This is a genomic window from Roseisalinus antarcticus (assembly GCF_900172355.1).
GTDB lineage: Bacteria > Pseudomonadota > Alphaproteobacteria > Rhodobacterales > Rhodobacteraceae > Oceanicola > Oceanicola antarcticus_A.
The window spans coordinates 45,100-67,501 of record NZ_FWFZ01000003.1; the positions used below are offsets into that span (position 1 = coordinate 45,100).

Annotated in this window: 19 protein-coding genes; 8 read left to right on the plus strand and 11 right to left on the minus strand. The window is 68.9% G+C overall.

The genetic code is table 11. The annotated features are described in order from the left end of the window. The first annotated feature begins 4 nt into the window (after window positions 1-4). Entirely contained in the window at window positions 5-1,222 is a 1,218-nt protein-coding gene (locus ROA7023_RS04080) for a M20 family metallo-hydrolase (RefSeq protein ID WP_085877742.1), read from the plus strand. On the opposite strand, the gene ROA7023_RS04085 is transcribed toward ROA7023_RS04080, so the two are convergent. The 4 genes from ROA7023_RS04085 to ROA7023_RS04100 are packed head-to-tail and all read right to left on the minus strand — an operon-like array spanning window position 1,219 to window position 7,995. After that, entirely contained in the window at window positions 1,219-3,651 is a 2,433-nt protein-coding gene (locus ROA7023_RS04085) for a glycoside hydrolase family 38 N-terminal domain-containing protein (RefSeq protein WP_085877743.1), read from the minus strand. The two genes, ROA7023_RS04080 and ROA7023_RS04085, sit on opposite strands and share 4 nt — an antisense overlap. Continuing rightward, the gene (locus tag ROA7023_RS04090; protein WP_159458436.1) at window positions 3,648-6,347 is read right to left on the minus strand and encodes a family 78 glycoside hydrolase catalytic domain; all 2,700 of its coding nucleotides are present in this window, start codon (window positions 6,345-6,347) and stop codon (window positions 3,648-3,650) included. The genes ROA7023_RS04085 and ROA7023_RS04090 overlap by 4 nt, the downstream gene beginning before the upstream one ends. A gap of 13 nt (window positions 6,348-6,360) precedes the next feature. After that, window positions 6,361-7,050, minus strand: coding sequence for a GntR family transcriptional regulator (locus tag ROA7023_RS04095; protein ID WP_085877745.1), 690 nt, complete (start codon window positions 7,048-7,050; stop codon window positions 6,361-6,363). Window positions 7,051-7,077: 27 nt separating this feature from the next. Further along, a complete protein-coding gene (locus tag ROA7023_RS04100; protein WP_085877746.1) occupies window positions 7,078-7,995 on the minus strand; it encodes a dihydrodipicolinate synthase family protein in 918 nt (305 codons plus the stop codon). Window positions 7,996-8,172: 177 nt separating this feature from the next. On the opposite strand from ROA7023_RS04100, the gene ROA7023_RS04105 reads away from it, so the two are divergent. Genes ROA7023_RS04105 through ROA7023_RS04115 form a run of 3 tightly spaced genes read left to right on the plus strand, consistent with a single transcriptional unit; the run spans window position 8,173 to window position 10,997 of the window. Then, entirely contained in the window at window positions 8,173-9,174 is a 1,002-nt protein-coding gene (locus ROA7023_RS04105) for a sialic acid TRAP transporter substrate-binding protein SiaP (protein WP_085877747.1), read from the plus strand. A gap of 6 nt (window positions 9,175-9,180) precedes the next feature. After that, window positions 9,181-9,702 carry a TRAP transporter small permease gene (locus ROA7023_RS04110; protein ID WP_085877748.1) on the plus strand — a complete coding sequence of 174 codons (522 nt, stop codon included), beginning with the start codon at window positions 9,181-9,183 and terminating at the stop codon, window positions 9,700-9,702. Further along, on the plus strand, window positions 9,699-10,997 hold the full coding sequence (locus ROA7023_RS04115) for a TRAP transporter large permease (protein WP_085877749.1): 1,299 nt from the start codon (window positions 9,699-9,701) through the stop codon (window positions 10,995-10,997). The genes ROA7023_RS04110 and ROA7023_RS04115 overlap by 4 nt, the downstream gene beginning before the upstream one ends. 28 nt (window positions 10,998-11,025) lie before the next feature. Here the strand turns inward: ROA7023_RS04115 and ROA7023_RS04120 are convergent, their stop codons facing one another. The 7 genes from ROA7023_RS04120 to ROA7023_RS04150 all read right to left on the minus strand — a co-directional run bounded on the left by ROA7023_RS04120 (window position 11,026) and on the right by ROA7023_RS04150 (window position 19,007). After that, complete coding sequence (locus ROA7023_RS04120) at window positions 11,026-11,772, minus strand: FadR/GntR family transcriptional regulator (protein WP_159458437.1); 747 nt, start codon at window positions 11,770-11,772, stop codon at window positions 11,026-11,028. Then, complete coding sequence (locus ROA7023_RS04125) at window positions 11,762-12,634, minus strand: SMP-30/gluconolactonase/LRE family protein (RefSeq protein ID WP_085877751.1); 873 nt, start codon at window positions 12,632-12,634, stop codon at window positions 11,762-11,764. Before ROA7023_RS04125 ends, ROA7023_RS04120 begins: the two co-directional genes overlap by 11 nt. Further along, window positions 12,631-15,222, minus strand: coding sequence for an ATP-binding cassette domain-containing protein (locus ROA7023_RS04130; protein WP_085877752.1), 2,592 nt, complete (start codon window positions 15,220-15,222; stop codon window positions 12,631-12,633). The genes ROA7023_RS04125 and ROA7023_RS04130 overlap by 4 nt, the downstream gene beginning before the upstream one ends. Further along, a complete protein-coding gene (locus ROA7023_RS04135; RefSeq protein ID WP_085877753.1) occupies window positions 15,203-16,291 on the minus strand; it encodes a substrate-binding domain-containing protein in 1,089 nt (362 codons plus the stop codon). Before ROA7023_RS04135 ends, ROA7023_RS04130 begins: the two co-directional genes overlap by 20 nt. A gap of 57 nt (window positions 16,292-16,348) precedes the next feature. Then, window positions 16,349-17,311, minus strand: coding sequence for an ABC transporter permease (locus tag ROA7023_RS04140; protein WP_085877754.1), 963 nt, complete (start codon window positions 17,309-17,311; stop codon window positions 16,349-16,351). Continuing rightward, the gene (gene dgoD, locus ROA7023_RS04145; RefSeq protein WP_085877755.1) at window positions 17,308-18,480 is read right to left on the minus strand and encodes a galactonate dehydratase; all 1,173 of its coding nucleotides are present in this window, start codon (window positions 18,478-18,480) and stop codon (window positions 17,308-17,310) included. The genes ROA7023_RS04140 and dgoD overlap by 4 nt, the downstream gene beginning before the upstream one ends. Window positions 18,481-18,767: 287 nt before the next feature. Beyond that, window positions 18,768-19,007 (minus strand): accessory factor UbiK family protein, encoded by a 240-nt coding sequence (locus ROA7023_RS04150; protein WP_085877756.1) that lies wholly within the window; start codon window positions 19,005-19,007, stop codon window positions 18,768-18,770. A gap of 101 nt (window positions 19,008-19,108) precedes the next feature. Here ROA7023_RS04150 and lgt point away from each other — a divergent pair, with 101 nt between their 5' ends. The 4 genes from lgt to ROA7023_RS04170 all read left to right on the plus strand — a co-directional run bounded on the left by lgt (window position 19,109) and on the right by ROA7023_RS04170 (window position 22,129). Further along, on the plus strand, window positions 19,109-19,999 hold the full coding sequence (gene lgt / locus ROA7023_RS04155; RefSeq protein ID WP_085877757.1) for a prolipoprotein diacylglyceryl transferase: 891 nt from the start codon (window positions 19,109-19,111) through the stop codon (window positions 19,997-19,999). Next, window positions 19,996-21,054, plus strand: a complete 1,059-nt coding sequence (locus tag ROA7023_RS04160) for a class I SAM-dependent methyltransferase (RefSeq protein ID WP_085877758.1) — start codon at window positions 19,996-19,998, stop codon at window positions 21,052-21,054. The genes lgt and ROA7023_RS04160 overlap by 4 nt, the downstream gene beginning before the upstream one ends. Then, a complete protein-coding gene (pgeF, locus tag ROA7023_RS04165; RefSeq protein ID WP_085877759.1) occupies window positions 21,051-21,806 on the plus strand; it encodes a peptidoglycan editing factor PgeF in 756 nt (251 codons plus the stop codon). Before ROA7023_RS04160 ends, pgeF begins: the two co-directional genes overlap by 4 nt. Before the next feature lie 143 nt (window positions 21,807-21,949). Then, window positions 21,950-22,129, plus strand: coding sequence for a hypothetical protein (locus ROA7023_RS04170; RefSeq protein ID WP_085877760.1), 180 nt, complete (start codon window positions 21,950-21,952; stop codon window positions 22,127-22,129). Window positions 22,130-22,402: the final 273 nt, after the last annotated feature.

Below are 22,402 nucleotides of genomic sequence, written 5' to 3' on the forward strand. Positions count from 1 at the left end.
TCCCATGACCTACGGTGACATAGCTCAGCGCCGCCTGGCCGGGATCGCCACCTGTTCCGAGGGCGGCGCCGGCGTGACCCGTTTGCCCTTCACAGAGGAGCATCTCCGGGCCCTGACAGAGATCCGGGGCTGGATGGAGGCCGCGGGCCTGCAGGTGCGCCTCGACGCCGCCGGCACCCTGATCGGGCGCCTTGAGGGACCGCCGGGCAGCCGGACCCTGCTGATCGGCTCGCACCAGGATTCGGTCCGCAGCGGCGGCCGCTACGACGGGATCATGGGGATCGCCCTGGGCTGTCTCGCGCTGGAAAAGCTCCGCACGGAGGGCGCGGCGGCGCCCTGTTCGGTCGAGGTTCTGGCCTTCGCGGATGAAGAAGGCGTGCGGTTCCCGACCGCCCTGCTCGGCCCGCGGGCGCTGGCCGGGACAATGGACCTGTCCGTGCTCGATCTCGCCGACGGGGATGGGGTCACCCTGCGCGACGCGCTGGCCGGGTTCGGCTGCGATCCGGCGGGGCTGGTGGCATTGCGGCGAGAGCGGTCCGACCTGCTGGGCTATTTGGAGGCGCATATCGAGCAGGGCCCGGTGCTGGAGGGTGCCAATGCCGCGCTCGGCGTCGTCACCGGCATCTGCGGGATCGAGCGCAACACCCTCCGCTTCACCGGCGAGACCGGCCATGCGGGCACGGTTCCGATGGCCGCCCGGCGCGACGCGCTGGTCGCCGCCGCCCGCTTTGTCATCGCCGTTTCCGAAGAGGCCGGGTGGACGGCCAATATCCGCGCCACGGTGGGCACGCTGACCATCAGCCCCAACGCGGTCAACGCGATCCCCGATATCACCGTCCTTCCACTCGAGGTGCGCTCCGTCGACGACCGGGCCCGCGCGGACTTCGCCGCCCGGATGCGGGGGCTCGGCGAGGAGATCGCATCCGCCGCGGGCCTCTCCTTCGAGATGACGCGCACTTATGTGCAGGATGCCGTGGGATGTGACGCGGACCTGTCCGACCGCCTTGCGAAGGCGATCGCGCCGGTCGACCGGGCGCCGCTCCGGCTGCCCTCGGGGGCGACGCATGATGCCTCGGCGATGTCCGACATCTGTCCGATCGCGATGCTCTTCGTCCGGTGCCGGGCCGGGCTGAGCCACCATCCCGACGAATACGCCAGCGCGGCCGACATGGGCGCCGCCGTCGATGCCATCGCGGCGTTCCTGTCCACGCTCGACGGTTAGAGGACCCCGGGCCGCCCGGGCGCCTGGTCCGCCTGGGGCAGGGCCCGCTCCAGCCCGTCGAGATGCGTCACGCCGGCCTCGCCAAGCCCGAGGGTCGCGATCGCGTGGGGCCGGACAGTGGCCACAGCGCCGTCCACGCCGACCTCACAGCCCGTCCCGTCCAGGTCCCAGACCCGCAGCACCGCGCCGCCGCCGTCCTCGGCCATCTTGAGCGTCGAGACCTGGGCCCCCTCCGCCGCGAGTGTCAGCCAGCCGCCGGTCGGCGCCGCCGTGCCCGACCGGGACACATGCGGCGTCACGATGATGGGCTTGTTGAGCGTATCGGCCAGCGTGGCCGCGTCCTTGCGCGACACGTGCGATCCGGCCTTTAGCCACAGGGAAAAGCTCTGCTCGCCCTGGTCCATGAAGCGATAACGGGCCCCCTCGACCACCGGGATCGGGTCGTGATGGGCATAGACCGGCGCACGCACGGCGGTCAGAAACACCGTCCCGTCCCGCGCGGCAAAGCTGTACTTGGACTCGTTCACCAGCACCGCCTCGTGCCCCGCGGTCCGGACCCGGACCCAGCGCAGCGCAGGCACCTCGCTGCCGTCCATCCGCCGCGCGGCCCAGCCGCCCGGCACCTCGCACTCCATCGCCTCGGCGCCGAACGGATAGGCGAGACGCAACAGCGTGCGCCGCTCGCGCCAGTCCAGATGCACGCGAAGTTCCACGGGAAATTCTCCGTCCTCGGGCAGGACGACGCTTGTCACCATCCGCGACTCCCGCGCGGCGCAGGTGATCTCGACGACCTTCCGGACCCGCCCGTCCTCGATCAGCCGCACCTGTTCGAGGCGCATCCCCTCGCCCTCGGTGCCGAAGGACTTGCCGCCATGGCCCCAGGTGTCGGTCGGATCGTGCACCAGGATCGCGCGGTGACCGGGCGAGGCGAAGATCTCGCGCCCGTCGGCCCCGCGCAGCGACGCGATGGCGCCGTCGCGATCAATTTCCAGCCGGTAGCCCGCGGTTTCGAACACCCGCGCCTCGGTGGGAGCCCCGAATGCCACGGGCGGGGCCCGTTCGCCGCTGTCGTCCACCGCGAAGCGCAACATCCGCCAGCTGTAGGGCGGCATTTCGAGCGGGAAGACGATGCGCTGCAACCCGGTCGTCTTGCCGTGCGGATCGGCGTATTGAAACGGGACCGGGCGGCCGTCTTCATCCACCACGATCCGCTTGGAGACGATGTCCTTGTCGACCCAGGGCTCCGCCTCCATCAGGCAGGCGGCGGGCTGGCCGTTGGTGTTGACCAGCAGCATCGTCGCGTCCTCGGGATGACCGGAGGGCGCGATCGTCCGCGCGAGGTGCCGGACGGCGGCGTTCAGCGCCAGTTCGGCGCCATGGATCACCCCGCCCAACTCGCGTTCGGAATCGACACAGGCGGATTCCAGGCTGGTGCCGCCGAGCGTGTCGTGGAACTGGTTGAACAGAAGGATCCGCCAGAGCCGCTCGAACTCGGCCCGCGGATAGGCGACACCGGCATGCCTTGCGGCGAGGGTCGCGGCTGCCTCGGCCTGTTCCAGCAGGCTTTCGGCCTTCCGGTTCAGGGTCTTGAGCGATGAGGCCGCCGCATAGCAGCCGACCGCGTGAAACTGCAGCTCGTCATCGAACACCGGCCAGTCGCCGTCCTGCACCGCCTCGAAGAATGTCTGCGGGTCGGAAAAGCGCAGGGCTTCTCCGGCAGCGATCCGGCGCTCGATCTCGGCGATATTGGCCTGGGTCGGGGCGCCGCCGTGGTTGCCGACACCGTAGAAACACATGAACGGATGACCGGCCTCGGCGATCTTGCGAAAATGCAGGTCGGTCTTTTCCGGCAGGGGCATTTCGCGCTTGGAGGTGTTGTAGGCGCCCTGGATCCGGAAGGCCGTGACCTCGGATCCGTCCGGGGAACGCCAGCGGAAGATCTCGCCCGGCAGGTCGAGCTCCGAGGCGTTGGGGCGCATGAAGGTATAGCTGGTGGAGCCCGTGTGCCGCAGCAGCATCGGGAAGGTGCCCGGGTGGCCGAAGCTGTCGACGTTGTAGCCGGTGGGCACGTCGATCCCGAATTTCTCGCGGAAATACCGCTTGCCGTAGAGCGCCTGCCGGATCACGCTTTCGCCCGACGGGATGTTGCAATCCGGCTGGATCCACCAGCCGTTGACCACCACCCAGCGGCCCTGCCGGACGTAGTGGCGGATCTGTTCGAAAAGATCGGGCTCCAGCTCTTCGATCCAGGCATAGATATGCGCCTCGCCCTTGGAAAAGACGAAGCCCGCGCCCTCTTCGAGCCTGTCCATGGCGGCCCGGCAGGTGCCGATGGCCTCGGCGCAGCCCTCCTGCCAGCGCCAGAGCCAGACCGGATCGAGATGCGCGTTGCCGATCATGTGAAGCGTTCGTGCCTGGTCGTCCGTCATGTCGCCTCCGTCGCGATCTCTATGTCGATGTCGTGCCGGCCCGGGGCCAACGCCAGGCGCCGCGCTGCGCCGGGGCCGTCCGTGGCAAACCCGTCCACATGCGTGGCGCGGGCCGTGGCCGCAAGCTCCACCCGCCCGGTGACGTTGGGCGGCAGGGCGACGCGCCAGCGCACGCGCCGCCCCGACATCTGCCAGTCGCTGCGGATCCGGCCGGTCGGAGCGTCGTATTGCGCGTCCACGCGGCCGATGCGGGCATCGAACAGCGGGCGCAGCAACACCCGGCGAAAGCCCGGCGCCTCCGGATCCCAGTCGATGCCGGCCAGCCGGGCATAGAGCCATTCGCCGACGCTGCCGTAGGCATAGTGATTGAAGGAGTTCATGTTCGCGCTCTGGAACCCGCGGTCGGGCGTCCAGCCGTCCCAGCGCTCCCAGATCGTGGTGGCACCCTGGCGGATCGAGAACCCCCAGCCGGGATAGGTCTCGCGCAGCAGAAGGTCGTGGGCCCGGTCCGCGTCGCCCGTGTCGGCCAGCACGCGGCAGAGGTGCCGGACCCCGAGGAACCCGGTCTGAAGATGCCCGCCCGCCGCATCCAGCGTGCGGATCAGGTGGTCCCGCGCCCGGGGGCGATGCGCCTCGGGCAGCAGGTCGAATTCCAGCGCCAGCAGATAGGCCGTCTGGGTATCGCCCGCGATCCGGCCGTCGCCGCCGACCCAGGCCGCGTTGAAGGCCGCGCGAACACGCCCCGCCGTGTCCTCATGGGCGCGGGCGGCCTCATCGTGTCCCAGCACGCCGGCGATCCGCGCCATCAGGTCGGCGACATGGGCCCAATAGGTGGTCGCGACCTGGGTCCGGTCCGTCGGCGGGCCGACGTTCAGCCAGTCGCCGTAATTGTTGTGGACGCGATTGACCCGCAGGTGATCCTCATTGCCCACGGCGATATAGGCGGCCCAGCGTTCGAGGGCAGGCGAGGCCCGCGCCAGCAGGTCGCGGTCGCCGTAGCGCAGCCAGTGCTGCCAGCACATGATGACCGGACCGTCGCCCCATCCCGGTGCGCCCGGCTGTCCGGTCAGGCGGTAGGGGTTGAGCGGTCTTGAGGGCGCCACGTCGGTGAAGGCCCCGTCCTCGAGCTGGGCATCGAGGATATCGTCCAGCCATTTGGCATAGAAGCCGGAGGTGTCCATGAAGAAGCCCGCGGTCCGCCAGAACACCTGGGCATCGGCGCTCCAGCCATACCGCTCGTCGCGCTGCGGACAATCGGTGGGCACCGACAGGAAGTTGCCGCGCTGGCTCCATTCGATGTTCGAGGCAAGCTGATCGACAAGCGCGTTGCCGGTCTCGATACGGCCCGTGTCGGGCAGGTCCGACTGGATCGCCACGGCCACGAGCTGAAGATCGTCCGGAGTGATGCCTTCGGGCACGGTCAGGCCGGCGTAGCGGAAACCATGGAACGTGAATCGCTGTTTGAAAGTCTCGGTCGGTGCCCCGCATGCCGTGTAGTGGTCGGTCGCCACCGCGAACCGCAGGTTGTCGGTGTAGAGCGCCCCGCTGCCGTCCAGCACCTCGGCATGGCGGAGGGTGAACCGTGCACCCCGGGTGGCACCGGTGATCCGCATCTCGACGTAGCCCGCGATGTTCTGGCCGAAATCAAAGATCCACTCCGTCCCCTTCTGCCCCAGGCAGGTTGCGTCCAGCCGGTGCGCCTCTCGGGCGGGCGGGGATTGGCTGGCCGTCAGGCGGGGCGGGGCCGGGTCGGGGTCGAACACCTCCACCGGCTGCCAGCCGGTATCGTCATGGCCGGGCCGGGCCCAGCCCTCGCGCTCCAGCGTGGCGTCGTAGTGCTCGCCCATCAGGAAGTCGCTGTAGCGGATCGGGCCCTGCGCCGTGCGCCAGCGATCGTCGGTCACGATCCGGCGGGAGGTCCCGTCCGCCAGGTCGATTTGAAGCTGGCACAGGAACGCCGGCCGGCCGCCATAGTGATTGCCCGCCCGCCGCTGGTTGTGGCCCACCCGGCCCGAATACCAGCCCTCGCCAAGGATCGCGCCGGCGACGTTGGGCCCCCGCCGCAGCAGCCCGGTGACGTCGAAGCTCTGGTAGAGCACCCGCTGGTGATAATCCGTCCAGCCCGGCGCCATGACCTCGTCGCCGACGCGCACCCCGTTGAGGTAGAACTCGTAGAGCCCCAGGGCCGAGACATGGGCGCTGGCCCGCACGACGTCGGCCGGCAGCGTCCAGCCACGGCGGAGATAATCGGCGGGCCGCGCCTGCCAGGGGTTGTCATAGGTGTCGTCGGCCGGCGCCTCGCGCCCGGCGGGAAGCACGAAATACCGCGCGATCCAGCGGGCCGACCAATCCTCCGGGTGCAGCAGCCCGGTCCGGACCTCCGCAGGCTCGGCCCAGCCGGAGGCCGTCCCCGCCCCGTCGCGGACCCGCACGGACCAGAAGACCGCCATGTCCGAGCGCAGCGGCGCCCCGCCCCACCGGATCCAGAGCTGGTCGTCCGACGCGACCCAGCCGCTGTCCCAGAGATCGCCGCGCCCGGCCGCGACTTCTGACCGGACGGTGCCGGCGCAGATCCGGTAGGCGGTTTGCTCCTGGGCGGAGCCGTCTCCCTCCAGGGCCCAGGACAGGCGCGGCCGTGCGGTCGTCAGCCCCCGGGGGGCGCGCAGGTATTCGCAGCGCAGATCGACCGGCCTCATCCCCGACATCCGGTCAGAGCACGATCGCGCGGTCGCGGGCGTTGCGGATATGCGCCTCCAGCGCCCCGACGGAGGCCGCGGAATCGCGCGCCTTCAGCCCCTCGATCACCGCAAGATGGTCGCCGAAAGCCGAGGGCAACGTCAGCCGGGTCAGCTTGATGCGGTCCAGCTTTATCAGCCGGATCCGGGTGGAATTGACCTCGTAGGCGTGGATCAGCAGATCGTTCCCGGTGCACCCGACAAGCAGCTTGTGGAAGGCGCCGTCCACCGCCTGGCCCTCGTCGAAGAACTCCGGCGGCGGGTCGCGCATCGCCTCCAGCCGGGTGAGGATCGCGCGATGCTCGCTTTCCTGCTTCTCGATCACCTCGTCGGACAAGGTCTGCACGGCGGCGAGGATGGCCTCGCGCTCCAGCGCCATCCGCATCTGGAAGGCATCGCGAATCATGGGCAGGTCGATGACAGTGATCTGGATCCCGCGCTTCGGCATCACGGTCAAAAGCCCCTCGGCCTCCAGCCGCGGCAGAAGCTCGCGCAGCGCCCCGATGGACATGCCGAGCAGCGAGACAAGGTCCTTCTGCGACACCACCTCGCCCGGCCGGAGCAGGCCCTTCAGGAGCACCTGCTGAAAGCGGTCGTAGGCGGCCTTCTTCAGCGGGGCGTCGGCGGCGGGTGGGCGTGCCGGGCGCGCGGTCATGTCGGTCATCTGTGCTTCCCCCGGGACACGGCGGCGTCAGGCCTCCGGTCCGAAAGCGTGGCCGGTTTCTTCGAGCGCGGCAAGGATATCGCGGAGCGCATCGGGGGCAAGCGCGGTCAGGGGCGGCACCGCCCGCGCCCACCCGGGGGCCTGGTAGCGCCGGGCGAGAACCGCCTTGATGACGACCAGCCCGCCGTTGCCGTCCACCACCTCGATCCGCCGAGCGGCGGCGCGGCGCAACGGCTCGGTCGCGTCCGCGGCGGGCGCGTTGAAGACCCGCAGCGCATCGGCCGCGAAGAGGTTCGGCATGCCGCCGATCATCCCCGCCCCGCCGCCCAGCCGCAGCTGCGGCATGACCCGGTCGTCGCCGGTAAAGATCGAAAGACCCGGAAATTCCCGGGCCAGCGTCAGTCCGTTCTCAAGTGCGCCGGTGGAATCCTTGACGCCCACGATCCGGTTGCCGAACCGGTGCAGCAGTTTCTCGACGAGGGCGGGGGTGTAGGCGATCCGGGCAAAGCGCGGGATGTTGTAGAGCACGAGGTCGGTGCGATCGGACGCCGACCGCTCCAGCATCGCGTCGATGAAGGCGACGATCGCCTCATCGCCCGGATCGGCATAGTAGAACGGCGGCAGCACAAGGGCCGCGCGGCAATCCTGCGCCTCGATCGCGGCCAGCATCTCGGCCGCCTCGGACAGGACCGGCGTCATGATCGCGGGGATCTGCCGGGCCGCCGGGATGCCCGAGGCGATGAGCTGCGACAGCGCCTCGGCCTTCTCGGCGCTGGAAAACGAGGCCCCCTCTCCGGTGGTGCCGAACACCGACACGAAGGTGCAGCCATCCGACAGCACCCGGTCGCAATGATGCGCCAGCCGGGCCGCGTCGATGCGGAAGGCGGCATCCACCGGCGTCACCGCAGCGCAGACGACACCCTTCAGATCAGCCTTGTCAGACACGCGCCTCTCCCCTTCGGTCCATCTGATACAATCAGATACCCAATCAACCGTAGGATCAATGTTTACATCAGAGAAACGATGTTGCAAGGTCCGAGTGCCAATCAGGCTGGGAGGACCGGTCCGCACCAGGATCGGGCCGGGCCGCGCAGCCGACACAATGCAGGGAGGAGCACCACCATGACACGTCATACCGCGCGCATCGCGCTCTCGGCCGTTTCGGCCATCGCCCTTACGGCCGGCGCCGCGATGGCCCAGGATCCGATCGAGGTGAAATTCACCACGGTTTCGGTTCCCACCGACCTGCACACGCAGGCCATGGGGATCTTCAAGGACACGCTCGACGGGCTCGAGCCCGGGGCCTTCGACATCCAGCTCTACGATTCGGGGGCGCTCTTCGGGCAGAACGGCGATCTGGACGCGCTGCAGCGCGGCAATGCCGAGATGGCCTATGTCTCGTTCCAGCTGATCGCCGACGCGATCCCGGCCTTCGGCCTTCTGACCGCGGGCTACCTGTTCCAGGACGCCGACCATTACCGCGCCTTCATGGAGAGCGACATCGGCGCCGAGTTCAAGGACACCGTGCGCGACGAGATGGGGATCGAGATCCTGTCGGTCTGCTATCTCGGCACCCGGCAGCTCAACCTGCGGCGCGCCATGGACATCCAGACCCCCGAGGATCTGGCCGGGGTGAAGCTGCGGATGCCCGGCTCGGACGCCTGGCTGTTCCTGGGCGAGGCGCTCGGGGCCAACCCGACGCCCCTGCCCTTCTCCGAGGTCTACCTCGGCCTGCAGACCGGCACGGTCGATGCCCAGGACAACCCGCTGCCGACCGTCGAGGCGGCGAAGTTCTACGAGGTGACAGAGCAGATCACCCTGACCAACCACCTGGTCGACGGGCTGCCGATGGCGGTCAATTCCCAGACCTGGGAGCAGCTCGACGCCGCCCAGCAGGGCCACATGGTCGAGGCCGCGCAGGCCGCCTGCGACTGGAACAACGAACGCCGCTATTCCGAAGAGGACCGGCTGGTCGCGTTCTTCGAGGAGCAGGGGCTGACGGTCACCGAACCGGACCTCGACGCATTCCGCAGCCATGTCCAGGAGGTCTACATGACCTCCGACCGCGCCAACGACTGGCCCGAGGGCTGGGTCGAGCAGATCAACGCGCTGGCCGAAGACTGAGGCCGGATGCCCGTGCGCACCGCGACACCCCTCGTCACGGCGCTCACGTGGCTCAGGCGGGGCGCCGACATGGTCGGCGTCCTGCTGTTCCTTTCTGCATTCTGCGGTTTCATCGTCCAGGTGTTCTGGCGCTACGTGCTGAACAACCCGCTGGCGTGGACCGAGGAATTCGTGATGATCTGCTTCATCTGGACCGTGTTCTGGGCCGCGGCCTTCCTGGTCCCGGTCCGCGAGCACGTGTCCTTCGACGTGGTCTACGACATGGCCGGGCCCCGCACCCGGCGCAGGTTCGACATGATCACCCTGGCCGCGATCGTCGTCGCCTTCGTCTGGCTGGTGCCCTACACGTGGGACTACCTGCAGTTCCTGACCCGCAAGAAATCACCCGTGCTCCGGATCCAGATGCACTGGATCTACGGCTGTTACATGCTGTTCGTCTCGGCCTTCGCGCTGCAATCCGCCTGGCGGCTCTACGAGATCTTCCGGGCGGGGCCCGAGACCGAAGCTGAGGACCGTTCCACAGAATGATCGCCTCCATCGCGCTTCCGCTGATGATCGCCATCCTGATCGCCACGACGGTCATGGGCATGCCGCTGGGCATCTCGATGATCGTCTCGTCGATCTTCTACCTGATCCTCAGCGGCCGGGACGTGGGACTGGCCGCCGAGATGGTGCTGAATGGCGTGTTCGGCAATTTCGTGGCGCTCGCGGTGCCGCTTTTCATCTTCGCCGCCAACATCATGAACGCCTCGCGGATCTCGGACAGGCTGCTGTCCTTTGCCCTGGCCATGGTGGGCCGGCTGCCCGGCGGGCTGGCGCAGGTCAACATTTTCACCAGCCTGCTGTTCTCCGGGATGAGTGGCAGCGCGGTGTCGGACGTGGCCGGCGTGGGCAAGATCCTGACCAACATGATGACCGAGGGCGACCGCTATCCGCGCGGCTTCGCCGGCGCGGTGACGGCGACGTCCTCGGTGGTGGGGCCCATTTTTCCGCCGTCCATCCCAATGGTTTTCTACGCGCTCATTTCCTCGACTTCGGTGGGGGCGCTGTTCCTCGGCGGGGTGGTCCCGGCGCTGATGGTGGTGGTGACCCTCGGCGTGGTCGTGGGCATCGCCGCCAAGCTGCGCGGCTTTCCGATAGAGCCGCCGATCCCGTTGCGGGCGATCCCGCTGATCATCCTGCGGGCCCTGCCGCCGCTGATGATGCCGGTGATCCTGCTGGGCGGCATCTATACTGGCGCCTTCACCCCGACCGAGGCCGCCGCCGTCTCGGCCTTCTACGCGCTGCTGCTTGCCGTGTTCGCCTATCGCTCCATCGGGCTGAAGGACTTCCTCCAGGTCGTTCAAGCGACGGTGCGGACCACGGCCGTGGTGACGATCGTGCTCTGTGGCGCGTTCATCTTCAACTATGTGGTGACGGTCGAACGCGTCCCGCAGGCGGTGTTCCTCTATTTCGACCAGTTCGAGCTGAACGTCGTGATGTTCTTCCTGATGATCAACGTCCCCTACCTGGTGCTGGGCTGTTTCCTCGACGTCTCGACCATCATGCTGGTGATAACGCCGCTGTTCATCCCGACCGCCGCGGCGCTTGGCATCGACCTGCATCATTTCGGGATCGTCATCGTCTTCAACATGATGATCGGCCTCATAACGCCGCCCTACGGGATCCTGCTGTTCATCATCAAGGCGTTGAACGGCATCCCGCTGGGCGAGATGATCCGCGAGATCTGGCTGTTCATCGCCGTCCTGATCGCGCTGCTGATGATCATCACCTACGTCCCCGCGCTCAGCCTCTGGCTGCCGCGCTTCGCCGGGCTGCTCTGATCGCCCCTGCTTCGCCTGCGGGCGGAGATCACCCCTCGGGCGTCAGGCCGAGGTCCGTCGCGGCCAGGTCCAGCAAGGCCGACATCGCGGCCTCCGCCCGCTCCGGCTCGCGCAGGCGGATCGCGTCGAACACGTCGTGGTGGCACGAGATCGTCAGCGCGTAGGAGCGCGCGAGCGAGGCCGAGATCGTGAATGCCACGCGCATCGCGGCGTCGATGATGCTCTCGAACTCTTGCAGCACGGGATTGCCCGAGGCCATCAGGACCGCGTAGTGAAACGCCGCATCCGCATTGACGCAGGCCTCCATGTCGTCGGGCAGCGAGGCGCTCATGATCGCCAGGGCGCGTTCCATCTCGGCCAGGTCGGCCGCGCTCGCCCGGACAGACGCGAGGGCGGCGGCCTTCGGCTCCACGATCCGGCGGGCCTCCAGCAGATAGGCGAGAAAGGCGGTATCCGGCCCGTTCGCCAAGCTCCAGCGCACCACGTCGGGGTCGAGCCTTCGCCATGTGCTGGGGTCGGTCACGCGGGCGCCGGTGCGGGTGCGGACCTCGATCAGGCCCTTGTCGCTCAGCACCCGCATCGCCTCGCGCACCGAGGACCGGCCGACGCCAAGCTCCTGGCCGAGATCCGCCTCGATCGGCAGGCTGTCGCCCGGCTGGAAGCGCCCCTTGACGATATCGAGCGCGACCGCCTCGACGACGACCTGGTGCAGCCCGCGCCGGGCGCTCTTGGCGCCGACGCCGCGGACGCGACCGCCTTGTCGATCAGCCGGCAAATCGTGTCTCTGGCAATCCCGCCACCCCGACATCGAGCGCCAGCAGAGAGCCCGCCCAGGGCTGGTCCGCGAGGGTCCGTTGATCGAGATCCCAGATCGCCGTCGTGACATAGAGCGTTTTCAGGTCGGTCCCTCCGAACATGCAACTCGTCGGTTTCTGCACCGGAAGATCGACCACGCGGTCCACACTGCCGTCCGGCGCATAGCGCACGAGCCGCCATCCATCCCACTGAGCATTCCACATAAAGCCTTCCGCGTCGATTGTGGAACCGTCGGGCTGGCCCGGCTGGTCATGGGTCGTGGCAAAGACCCTGCGGTTGCCGATGGCCCCGCTGGCCGCGTCGTGGTCGTAGACCCAGATTTCCTGCTGCAGGGTGTCGGCGAAATAGAACAGGCGGTCATCGGGGCTCCAGCACAGGGCGTTGGAAATGCCGACGCCGGTCTCCATCCTGTGCACCGTGAGGTCGGGATCGAGCCGGTAGAGCGACGCGGTCCGGTTGCTGAGGGAATCGTCCATGGTTCCCGCCCAGAACCGACCCCTGCGGTCGACCTTTCCGTCGTTGAACCGGTTGCCCGGCAGGTCCGCCTCGGGCCGCGCGATCCAGTCGACGGCGCCGGTCTCGAGATCATAGAAGGCGAACCCGCTGGCAAAGGCGCAGACCACGCCGCCGCCCTCGCGCAGGGCGAAGGACCCGATGCGCTCGGGCAGGGTCCAGACCCTGATCTCGCCGCTGGGCTGGTGAAGCCGTTGCAGAAGCCGGCCCTCGATATCGACCCACCAGAGCGCCTGGCTCCGCGGATCCCATACCGGCACTTCACCCAGCGTGTTCTCGGCCTTCGCGGCCAGTCTGACCTCGGTCATGGCGGATACCTCCCGGACGGTTTGGAGCGGTTGAAACGGATCAGCCGTCGCGCGGCCCCGGCCATGGCGGCCCGGCGATCCGGCGACCGCAGGCCGTGAAAGCCCACGGCGGCCAAGGTCAGCACCCCGGTCCAGACATATTGCCAATAGGCCGAAACATAGAGCTGGTTGAGCACGTTCTGCATCAGGATGATCAGAAGCGCCCCGATCAGGGTGCCGACCGCCGTTCCGACCCCGCCGAAGACGGAGGTGCCGCCGACCACGACCGCCGTCACCGTGGCCAGCGTGAAGGTCGTGCCGGCCTGCGGATCGCCCGAGCCGATCCGCGCCGCGATCATCAGCCCGGCGACCGCCGCCATCAGCCCCGAAAAAAGGTAGGCCCCCGCCCGAAGCCGGCCCGACCGGATGCCGGCCGCCCGGGCGGATTCGTCGCTGGCGCCAGCGGCGTAGAACCGCGCCCCCAGCCGGCCGCGCAGCAGCAGGATCTCGACCGCGACATAAGCCGCGATGGCGAGCGCGAAGGCGAGGGGTACCATCATCACGCGCTCGTTGATCGCCGAGGCGACCTCGGGCGAGACGCGGCCCCCCGGCGACGGCCGCACGATCAGGGCCGCGCCCTGGACGATGGAGAATGTCGCCAGCGTCGCCACAAGGTCGGGGATCCGGAACACCGTGATCAGGGTCGCGTTCATTGCCCCCACCGCAAGGCCCGCGCCCAGGCAGATCGCGATGCCGACGCCGGCCGGAAGGGCACTTTCGGGCGACAGGACGAAGGAGGCCACGGCCGTCACCAGGCTGATCGTCGGGCCGATGGACAGGTCGATCCCGCCGAGCAGGATCGTCGCCATCTGCCCGAGCGCCGCGATCGCCAGCGGGGCCGCCTGCCCACCCATGGAGGCAAAGTTGCGCGGGGTCAGGAAGTAGGGCGCGATCACGCTGGCTACCGCGACGATCACCGCCACGAGGCCCAGCAGCAGCAACGCGGGCAGATAGCGCATCAGAAGCGGCCGACCGGGCCCCTGGACCCTGCGCCTGGCTTCGGTCCGGTCCGCGCCGGCGCCGCCGCCGCTCACGGCCTGGCGGATCACGCTTTCCTCGGTCGCCTGGGCCGAGGGGATTTCGGCCACCGCCCGGCCCTCGGAAAAGACCACGATCCGGTCGGTCAAGCCGATCAGCTCCGGCAGGTCGGAGGACAGCACCAGCACCGCCGCGCCGCCCTCTGCCAGCCGGCGGACCAGGGCATAGATCTCCTGTTTGGTCTCGACATCGACGCCCTGGGTCGGCTCGTCCAGAACATAGATGTCGGCCGAGCCGATGAACCAGCGGGCAAAGACGACCTTCTGCTGGTTGCCGCCCGAAAGGTTGCCCACCGGCGTCTCGGGGCCCGGCGCCTTGATCTGCAACCGCTGCATCTGGGCGCCGACCGCCTCAAGCTCCTGCCGCCGGTCGATGATGCCGCGCGATGTCCAGCCGCCGATATTGGGCAGCGCCGCGTTCTCGCGGATCGAATGGGGGCCGAACAGGCTCTCGGCGCGCCGGTCGGCGGGGATATAGACCAGCCCCGCGGCGATCGCCTCGGTCGGAGAGGTCGGGTTGACGGTGTGCCCGTGGATGCGGATCTCGCCGCCCCGCCGGCCAAGCCCGAACAGGGCGCGGGCCGCTTCCTGCTGGCCCGATCCCTCGATCCCGCCGAGGCCCACGATCTCACCCGAGCGCAGGGAGAAGCTCACGTCCCGGGCGCCCGCGCTCGAAAGCCCGCTGACATCGAGCACGACATCGCCAAGCTGCGAGGCCCGTGGCGGATAGGACAGACCCATCTCGCGCCCGACCATCATCGACACGATCCGGTCCTCGGTCGCCTCCTCGGCGGTCAGCGTCCCGGTGATGGCGCCGTCCTTCATCACCGTGATCCGGTCCGAGATCTCCTGCACTTCGGGGATCCGGTGCGAGATAAAGACGATGGCCGTGCCCTCGGCCCGCAGATCGGCGAGCACGGAAAACAGGCTCGACGTCTCGGCCGGGGTCAGCGCCGATGTCGGCTCGTCAAGGATCAGGACCCGGGTGTCGCGCGACAGGGCGCGGGCGATTTCCACCTGCTGCAGCTGCGCCCGGGAGAGATCGGTCGGCAGCGCCTGTGGATCGACGTTGGAGCCGATCCGCGCCAGCGCCCGGCGGGCCACCTCGATCATCTTGCGCCGGTCGACCAGCACCGCGCCGCCCGGCTCATGGCCGAGCCCGATATTCCAGGCCACGTCCAGCGTCATGGCAAGGCGCGTGTCCTGCCAGACCATCGCGATGCCGCGCCCGAAGGCGTCCTGCGTCGAGGTCAGCCGGACCGGTTCGCCATCCATCAGGACGGTGCCGCCGTCCGGTGGATGCGCCCCGGACAGGACCCGCATCAGGGTCGATTTTCCCGCGCCGTTCTCGCCGACCAGGGCGTGTATCTCCCCCGGGCGGATCTCGAACGAGATGGATTTGAGGGCGTGAACACCCGGAAAACGCTTGTCCACGCCCTCGACCGCGAGGACGGGCGGCGCCGTTTCCGGCACCGCGCGCGACCCCGCCGCTTCAGGCACTGAAGATGTCACGCAGCTGATCGTCGGTCAGCGATGTGTCGGTGAACACCCCATCGGGCAGATCAGGGCGGATATAATCCTGGTAATTCGCCGCCGTGATGATCTGCGGCTCCAGGATCTGCTGCTTCGGCACCGCCTCGCCCTTGAGCAGGCTGACCGCGGCGCGCATGGCGAAGATGCCCTGCCAGGTCGGTTCGCTCATCAGACCGATGTCGAAGCCGGGGTGGCTCTCCTTGTGCTCGTCGTAGAGCTTCAGCATCCCGTTGTAGTCGTCCCCCGTGACGGGAACCAGGGGCCGGCCCGCGTCGAGCAGCGCCTTGATCGCCCCCGCCCCGACCTGCGCGCCGTCGCACCAGATGCCGTCGATCTCGGGGTAGGCGGCGATCATGTCGGCCATGATGACCTTGGCCCGGTCCTCTTCCCAATAGGCATCGCGGAACGCCAGGACCTCGATCCCCTCGGCCATCGCCTCCTGCGCGCCCGCCCAGCCCGCGGCGGTGTAGGCGTTGCCCGGAAGCCCGCCGAGGGCCACGATCTTGCCGGTGCCGCCCAGCGCATCTGAAAGCCACTTGCCCAGGGACGCGCCCTTCTTCTGCGGATCGGTGCCCACATAGGTCGACCAGTCGGTGCCATCGACGGGCAGGTTGAACGGCGCGGTGACGATCCCCTCGTTCGTCGCGTCCCGCAGGATCGGGGCGACGGCCGAGCCGGAGTTGGCGATCACCAGGATCGCGTCGAACTGCTGGTTGATCAGCCCCTCGATGTCGTTGACCTGCTTGTTGATGTCGCCCTGCCCGTCCACCGTCACGAACTCCGCGATCTCGGGCGTGGCGGCGGCCTCGGCCTCCAGCGCGGCGATGGCCATGGCCCGCCAGGAATTGCCGGAAAAGCCGTTCGAGAAGGCGATGCGGTAGGGGCCATCCTTGGCCATGCCCTGCACCATGTCGCCGACCGGCGTCAGCATCGCGCCCTCCTGCGCCATGGCCGGCAGGATCAGCTGCCCCCCGAGCGCCCCGATACCGAGCGCGCTGGCGCTGCGGGACATGAACCTGCGCCGTGTAAGGTGTCTGTTGCGTTCCATCGTGGTCTCCTCCCTTGATGACTTGCCCCGCCCGGATCGCGCCGGTGTCGCGGGTCGTTACCGTGCCGGCCCCGAAAGCCGCCTGTATGCGATGACCGACAGCACGATGATCGCGCCCTGAAGCACGAACTGGGTGCCCGTCGAGACCCGCACGATATTGGTGAAACTGTTCAGTTCGGTGATGAAGATCGCCCCGCCCACAGTGGCCAGGACTCCGCCGATCCCCCCGGTCAGCGCGGCCCCGCCCACCACCACCGCCGCCACCGAGGTCAGCAGGAACTGGTTTCCGATGCCCAGCGACGGCGAGCCGATATAGGCCGTCAGCAACAGGCCCCCGAAAGCCGCCATCAGCGCCGAAAGCCCGTAGGCGCCGACGGTGACCCGCTCCACCGGTACGCCCATCAGCTTTGCGGCCACCGGGTTCGCGCCGGTCGCATAAAGCCACCGGCCGAAGACCGTCAGCCGCGTCAGCACGAACAGCAGCGCGGCCAGGGCGATCCAGATCAGCGTCGGGGCCGGGATGCCCAACAGCTTTCCGGTGCCCAGCAGCTCGAACGCCGCGGCGGCCTCGCCGCGCGGCGCCCCGCCGGTATAGACCAGCGCCGCCCCGAACAGGATCGAGTTCACGCCCAGTGTCGCCACAAGCGGCGTGATCCCGACGACCACAACCAGCACGCCGTTCAGCAGCCCCACGAGCAGGGCCAGCACCAGGCAGACCGCGACGGCGAGGGGGATGTTTTCTGGCTGACCCAACATGAGGCTGGTCGCGACGATATTGGTCAGGGTGATCAGCCCCGCCTGGCTCAGGTCGATCCCGCCGGTCAGGATGACGATCACCTGCCCCAGGGCGATGACGCCGAGGAAGGACGCCACCTGCAGGATGTTCACCACCTGGCTCAGCTGGAACATCGACGGCGAAATGAGACCCGAGATCCCGTAGAGCAACACCACCGCGATCCACACGGCGCCGAACGACCGCAGGACCCGGCCGACGGCCTGCTGGCGCACCGTGCCGCTCACCAGTCCACCACCGTGCCGTCGTCGAGCACGGCATTCGCGGCATGCTGCACCTCGGGCGCATAGGGGTGGGCGGCGCAAGCGGCCTCGTTGACCTCGACCCCGAGGCCCGGCGCCGTAGGGACCATCCAGGCGCCGTCGACCCGCTCGACCGGTCCGTCCACCACGTCGTCATACCAGGGCACCGCGCCCGTCATCTCTTCCTGGATCAGGAAATTCGGCGTCACCACGTCGAAATGGAGGGCGGCGGCCGAGGCAATGGGCCCCAGCGGGTTGTGCGGGGCTATGGCGATGCCGGCGGTCTCGCACATGGTGGCGATCTTGCGCGCCTCGGCCATGCCGCCGGTGTGGCAGATGTCGGGCTGGGCGATGTGAAAGGCCCGACGCGCGACATGCGGGGCGAACTCGCTGCGCCCGATCAGGCGCTCGCCGGCGGCGATCGGCACCGGAGAGCGCTCCGTCACCTCGCGCATCATCTCCGCATCGCCCGGCTGCACCGGCTCTTCGACGAACATCGGCCGACCCGGCGCCACCGCGTGGATATAGTCGAGCGCGGCCGCCGTGGTGCCGGGCCGCCCGTGGAAATCGAGCATGATCTCCACGTCGTCGCCGACCGCCCCGCGCAGCGCCTCCATCAGCCGGCCGACGTGATCGACCGCCCGCCGGGGCGCGTGCATATGCGTGTAGGGCACCATGACCACCTTCAGCGCCTTGTAACCCTGCGCCACCACACGGGCCCCCAGCTCCGCCAGCTCATCGGGCTGCGTGGTCTCGTAGACCGACCGCATGTCGCCCAGACCCAGGTGGGTGTAGACGGCGACCCGGTCGCGCACCTTGCCGCCCAGCAGACGCCAGACCGGAACGCCAAGCTCCTTGCCAAGGATATCCCACAGCGCCAGTTCGATCGCCGAGATCGCGCTGGTTCCGATCACACCCATGCGCCAGAACCCGTGCTTGTGCATGACCCGGACGGCATTCTCGATGTCCCTGGGGTCGCGGCCGACCATGAGCGGGGAGAGGTCCTCGACCGCCCCCGCGACGGCGCGGGTCTTCCACTCCAGGGTGCCTTCTCCCCAGCCGTACAACCCGGGCTGGTCGGTCTCGACCCTGACAAACAGCCAGTTGCGCATCTGCGCGTTCACCAGCGTCGTCTTGATTGCAGTGATCTTCACGACGGCCCCTGATCCCGATTCCTTTGTTCAGACTAAGGGGAGCCATTTATCAGATCAATGATTCAATTCGCCTGCCCAAGCCGACAGGCGCAAGCGCCGCTGCAAACGACGCCGCCCGCGCCCGAGGACGCGACGCACAGGAAAACCCCGCGGCAAACCATGCCGCGCGGCCGCCCTTCTTCTGGTTGGGAAACATCCTCGGGGGGTGAATTGCGCAGCAAGAGGGGGGCAGACAGCCCCCCTTCGGACCGGTCACACCCGGCGCTCACCCACAGCCTTCGAGGTGGTCACTTCGCTTCGAGCGCCTCGATCCGGGCGCGAAGCGCGTCGTTCTCTTCGCGGGCTTTCTGGGCCATGGCCCGCACGGCCTCGAACTCCTCGCGGGTCACGAAGTCGCGATCCGCGAGCCAGCGGTCGACGACTCCCTTCATCGCGGTCTCGGCCTCTTCGCGGGCCCCCTGCGCCACGCCCATGGCGTTGGTCATCAGTTGCGAGAGGTCGTCGAAAATCTTGCCTCTGGTCTGCATTGTCAGCCTCCGGTCATGTCTTCCTACTATATGGGTCAGCAGGCGGCCCGGCTCAAGTCGCGCCATTGACAATCCCCCCGCACCCCAGCACGACAGGTGCCATGTCGACCGGCCTGCCCTTCCCGGATTTCCTGTCTCCGGACGTCTTCACCCTGCCGATTTTTGGCATGGAATTCGCCCTTCGCTGGTACGCCCTCGCCTATATCGTCGGCATCCTCATCGGCTGGCGCCTGATCGCCGTGGCAGTGGCCCGCGACCGCCTCTGGCGCGGCACGGCGCCGCTCGACCGCGCCCAGGTCGAGGACCTCGTGACCTGGATGATCCTCGGCATCATCCTCGGCGGCCGGCTGGGCTTCGTCCTGTTCTACCGGCCCGACTATTACCTGCAGAACCCGGCCGAAATCCTGATGGTCTGGCAGGGCGGCATGTCCTTCCACGGCGGCTTCCTGGGGGTGGTCGTCGCGGTGATCTACGTGGCCCGCAAGGCCGGCGCCCCGCTGGGCTCGGTGGCCGACCTGTTGGCGATGGCCACGCCGCCCGCCCTGTTCCTGGGGCGCCTGGCGAACTTCGTGAATGCCGAGCTCTGGGGCCGCCCGACGGACCTGCCTTGGGGCGTGATCTTTCCCGGCCCCTACGCGCAGGATTGCCCCGGAGTCGCCGGCCTCTGTGCCCGCCATCCCAGCCAGATCTACGAGGCCCTGCTCGAGGGCACCCTGCTGGGCACGATCCTGCTGATCGGCGCCTTTCGCCGCGGCTGGCTTCGCACGCCCTGGCTTACCACCGGGGTGTTCCTGGCCGGCTACGGCCTGTCGCGGTTCTTCGTCGAACTCTTCCGCCAGGCCGACGCGCAATTCATCACCGCCACCAACCCGATGGGCTACGTCATCCAGGTCGGCGCCTACGGCATTTCCATGGGTCAGGCACTGTCGCTGCCGATGATCGCGGCCGGGCTGGTCGCGATCGCGGCATCGGTGCGCCGCCGGCCGTCATGACCCCGCTCAAGCGGATCCTGCTGCGCCAGATCGCGCTGACCGGCCCGCTGACCCTGGCCGACTACATGGCGCTGTGCCTGTCGCACCCCGAGCACGGCATCTATGCCAGCGCCGATCCCCTCGGGGCGGGCGGGCATTTCACCACCGCGCCCGAGATCACCCAGATGTTTGGAGAGCTGGTGGGCCTCGCCCTCGGGCAGGCCTGGCTCGACCAGGGGGCGCCCGACCGGATCGTGCTGGCAGAGCTTGGCCCCGGGCGCGGCACCCTGATGCAGGACGCCCTGCGCGCACTTGCCCGGGTGCCCGGCTTTGCCGACGCGGCCGCCCTGCATCTGGTCGAGACCTCGCCCGCCCTGCGCCGCGAACAGGCCCGGCGCCTGCCGGGGGCGCAGTGGCACGACCACCTGGCCGGATTGCCCGAGGCGCCGCTCTTTCTGGTGGCCAACGAATTCTTCGACGCCCTGCCGATCCGCCAGTTCCAGCGTGACGGCGACGCCTGGCGCGAGCGGGTGGTGGGCGCGAGCGGCGAGCGCCTGACCTTGGGCCTGACCGCCGCCGCCGCCCTGGCCGAGCTGGAGCATCGGCTGAACGATACCGAGGACGGCCAGATCGTCGAGACCTGCCCCGCCCTCCCCGCCATCGCCACCGAGATCGGACGCCGTGTCGCGGCCCATGGCGGGGCGGCACTGGTGGTCGATTATGGCGACTGGCGCAGCCGGGGCGACACTTTCCAGGCCCTGCGCCACCACGCCCCCGCCGATCCCTTCGCCGAGCCCGGCACGGCGGATCTGACGGCCCATGTGGATTTCGAGGCGCTCGCCCGCGCCGCGGCCCCCGCCGCCCACACGGCCCTCACCCCGCAGGGCGTGTTCCTGGAGCGCCTCGGGATCGCCCAGCGCACCGGGCAACTGGCCGAACGCCTTGCCGGGGACGCCCTGGAGTCGCATCTCGCCGCACACCGCCGCTTGACCCTGCCCTCCGAGATGGGGCACCTCTTCAAGGTAATTGGCCTTTTTCCGGACGGGGCCGCACCGCCCCCGGGGCTGGAGACATGACGCTCGACATCATCACCTCCGACCTTCTCGGTCCCGTGACCCATGGCTTTTTTGGCCGGGCCGGCGGGGCGTCCTCGGGCGTGTTCCGCGGGCTCAACTGCGGCTTCGGCAGCTCGGACCAGCACGAGGCGGTGGCGCTGAACCGTGCCCGCGTGGCCGCGGCGCTGGGCCTGGGGGCCGAGGCGCTGATGGGGGTGCATCAGGTCCATTCCGCCCGGGTCGTCACCGTCGACAGCGGCGACGCGCCTGTCGCAGAGGCCGATGGCCTGGTGACCCGGACCCCGGGCCTCGCCCTCTCGGTGCTGACCGCCGATTGCCAGCCCGTGCTTTTCGCCGATGCCGAGGCCGGCGTGATCGGCGCGGCCCATGCCGGCTGGCGCGGGGCGCTCGACGGCGTGCTGGAGGCCACCGTCGACGCCATGGTCGCGCAGGGAGCCCGGCGCGAGGCCATTGTCGCCGCCATCGGACCCACCATCAGCCAGCGCGCCTACGAGGTCGGGCCGGAGTTCCTGGACAGCTTCATGGACGAAGACCCGGGCCACGCGCGGTTCTTTGCCCAGGGCAAGGGCGACCGGCTGCAGTTCGACCTGCCGGCCTTCGGCCTTTCCCGACTGCGCGAGGCCGGCATAGCCGACGCGGCCTGGACCCGCCATTGCACCTATTCCAACCCGGAGAGGTTCTTCAGCTACCGCCGCAGCGTCCACCGGCGCGAGGCCGACTACGGCCGCCTGATCGCCGCCATCCGCCTGTAGGCTGCGGCGTTTCCTGGGCGGCCACAATCCCTACCATGCGCCCCCAAAGTTGCCCCCGACCCGCCCAATTCCTGACGTCCCGGCGCTGTTCTCTACGGGTCGATGGGCCCTGGCGCCCGACGATGGCAAGAGGGGGCCACAGTATGAAGAACCGCACCAAGGTCATTGACCGCATCCGCTCCGAAGCCGACCGCACCGGCGTCAGCCTGCCCTGGGAACGGGGCGCACGCCGCGCGGCGATGATCGCGCGGCGCCGTGCGACAGGGCTGGGGACCGTCCGGATCCGGGACCTTGCGCGGACGGCGCAGGGTCTGAACGCCTGAAAGGCCGGCGCGGGGCCGAGATACACCCAAAGACCCGGCATCGGCGCGGCATCCGAAACATCCGGGCCCGATTCGGCCCACTGTCCCTCGAATTATGGCAAATCTGTTGACCCCGCCGGGACAGTTCCGGCCGTTCCCGCGCCATTGTCGGCGAAACCTGGCCCCAAGCCGGGCCAATTTGACCTGGCCGGCGGGCTCCTGCGAGAAAGAGACACCTCAGAAACTATCATCTGACGTTGTCGGTGGGGGCCGACGGACGATGTGACCAACCGC

What these genes read in the sequence shown, in the direction of transcription:
- ROA7023_RS04115 (WP_085877749.1), top strand. Translation starts at nt 9,699, where the DNA reads ATGATCGCCTCCATCGCGCTTCCGCTGATGATCGCCATCCTGATCGCC.
- ROA7023_RS04125 (WP_085877751.1), bottom strand. Translation starts at nt 12,634, where the DNA reads ATGACCGAGGTCAGACTGGCCGCGAAGGCCGAGAACACGCTGGGTGAA.
- ROA7023_RS04160 (WP_085877758.1), top strand. Translation starts at nt 19,996, where the DNA reads ATGACCCCGCTCAAGCGGATCCTGCTGCGCCAGATCGCGCTGACCGGC.
- pgeF (WP_085877759.1), top strand. Translation starts at nt 21,051, where the DNA reads ATGACGCTCGACATCATCACCTCCGACCTTCTCGGTCCCGTGACCCAT.
- ROA7023_RS04085 (WP_085877743.1), bottom strand. Translation starts at nt 3,651, where the DNA reads ATGACGGACGACCAGGCACGAACGCTTCACATGATCGGCAACGCGCAT.
- ROA7023_RS04090 (WP_159458436.1), bottom strand. Translation starts at nt 6,347, where the DNA reads ATGAGGCCGGTCGATCTGCGCTGCGAATACCTGCGCGCCCCCCGGGGG.
- ROA7023_RS04170 (WP_085877760.1), top strand. Translation starts at nt 21,950, where the DNA reads ATGAAGAACCGCACCAAGGTCATTGACCGCATCCGCTCCGAAGCCGAC.
- ROA7023_RS04150 (WP_085877756.1), bottom strand. Translation starts at nt 19,007, where the DNA reads ATGCAGACCAGAGGCAAGATTTTCGACGACCTCTCGCAACTGATGACC.
- ROA7023_RS04110 (WP_085877748.1), top strand. Translation starts at nt 9,181, where the DNA reads ATGCCCGTGCGCACCGCGACACCCCTCGTCACGGCGCTCACGTGGCTC.
- ROA7023_RS04095 (WP_085877745.1), bottom strand. Translation starts at nt 7,050, where the DNA reads ATGACCGACATGACCGCGCGCCCGGCACGCCCACCCGCCGCCGACGCC.
- ROA7023_RS04135 (WP_085877753.1), bottom strand. Translation starts at nt 16,291, where the DNA reads ATGGAACGCAACAGACACCTTACACGGCGCAGGTTCATGTCCCGCAGC.
- ROA7023_RS04105 (WP_085877747.1), top strand. Translation starts at nt 8,173, where the DNA reads ATGACACGTCATACCGCGCGCATCGCGCTCTCGGCCGTTTCGGCCATC.
- lgt (WP_085877757.1), top strand. Translation starts at nt 19,109, where the DNA reads ATGTCGACCGGCCTGCCCTTCCCGGATTTCCTGTCTCCGGACGTCTTC.
- ROA7023_RS04080 (WP_085877742.1), top strand. Translation starts at nt 5, where the DNA reads ATGACCTACGGTGACATAGCTCAGCGCCGCCTGGCCGGGATCGCCACC.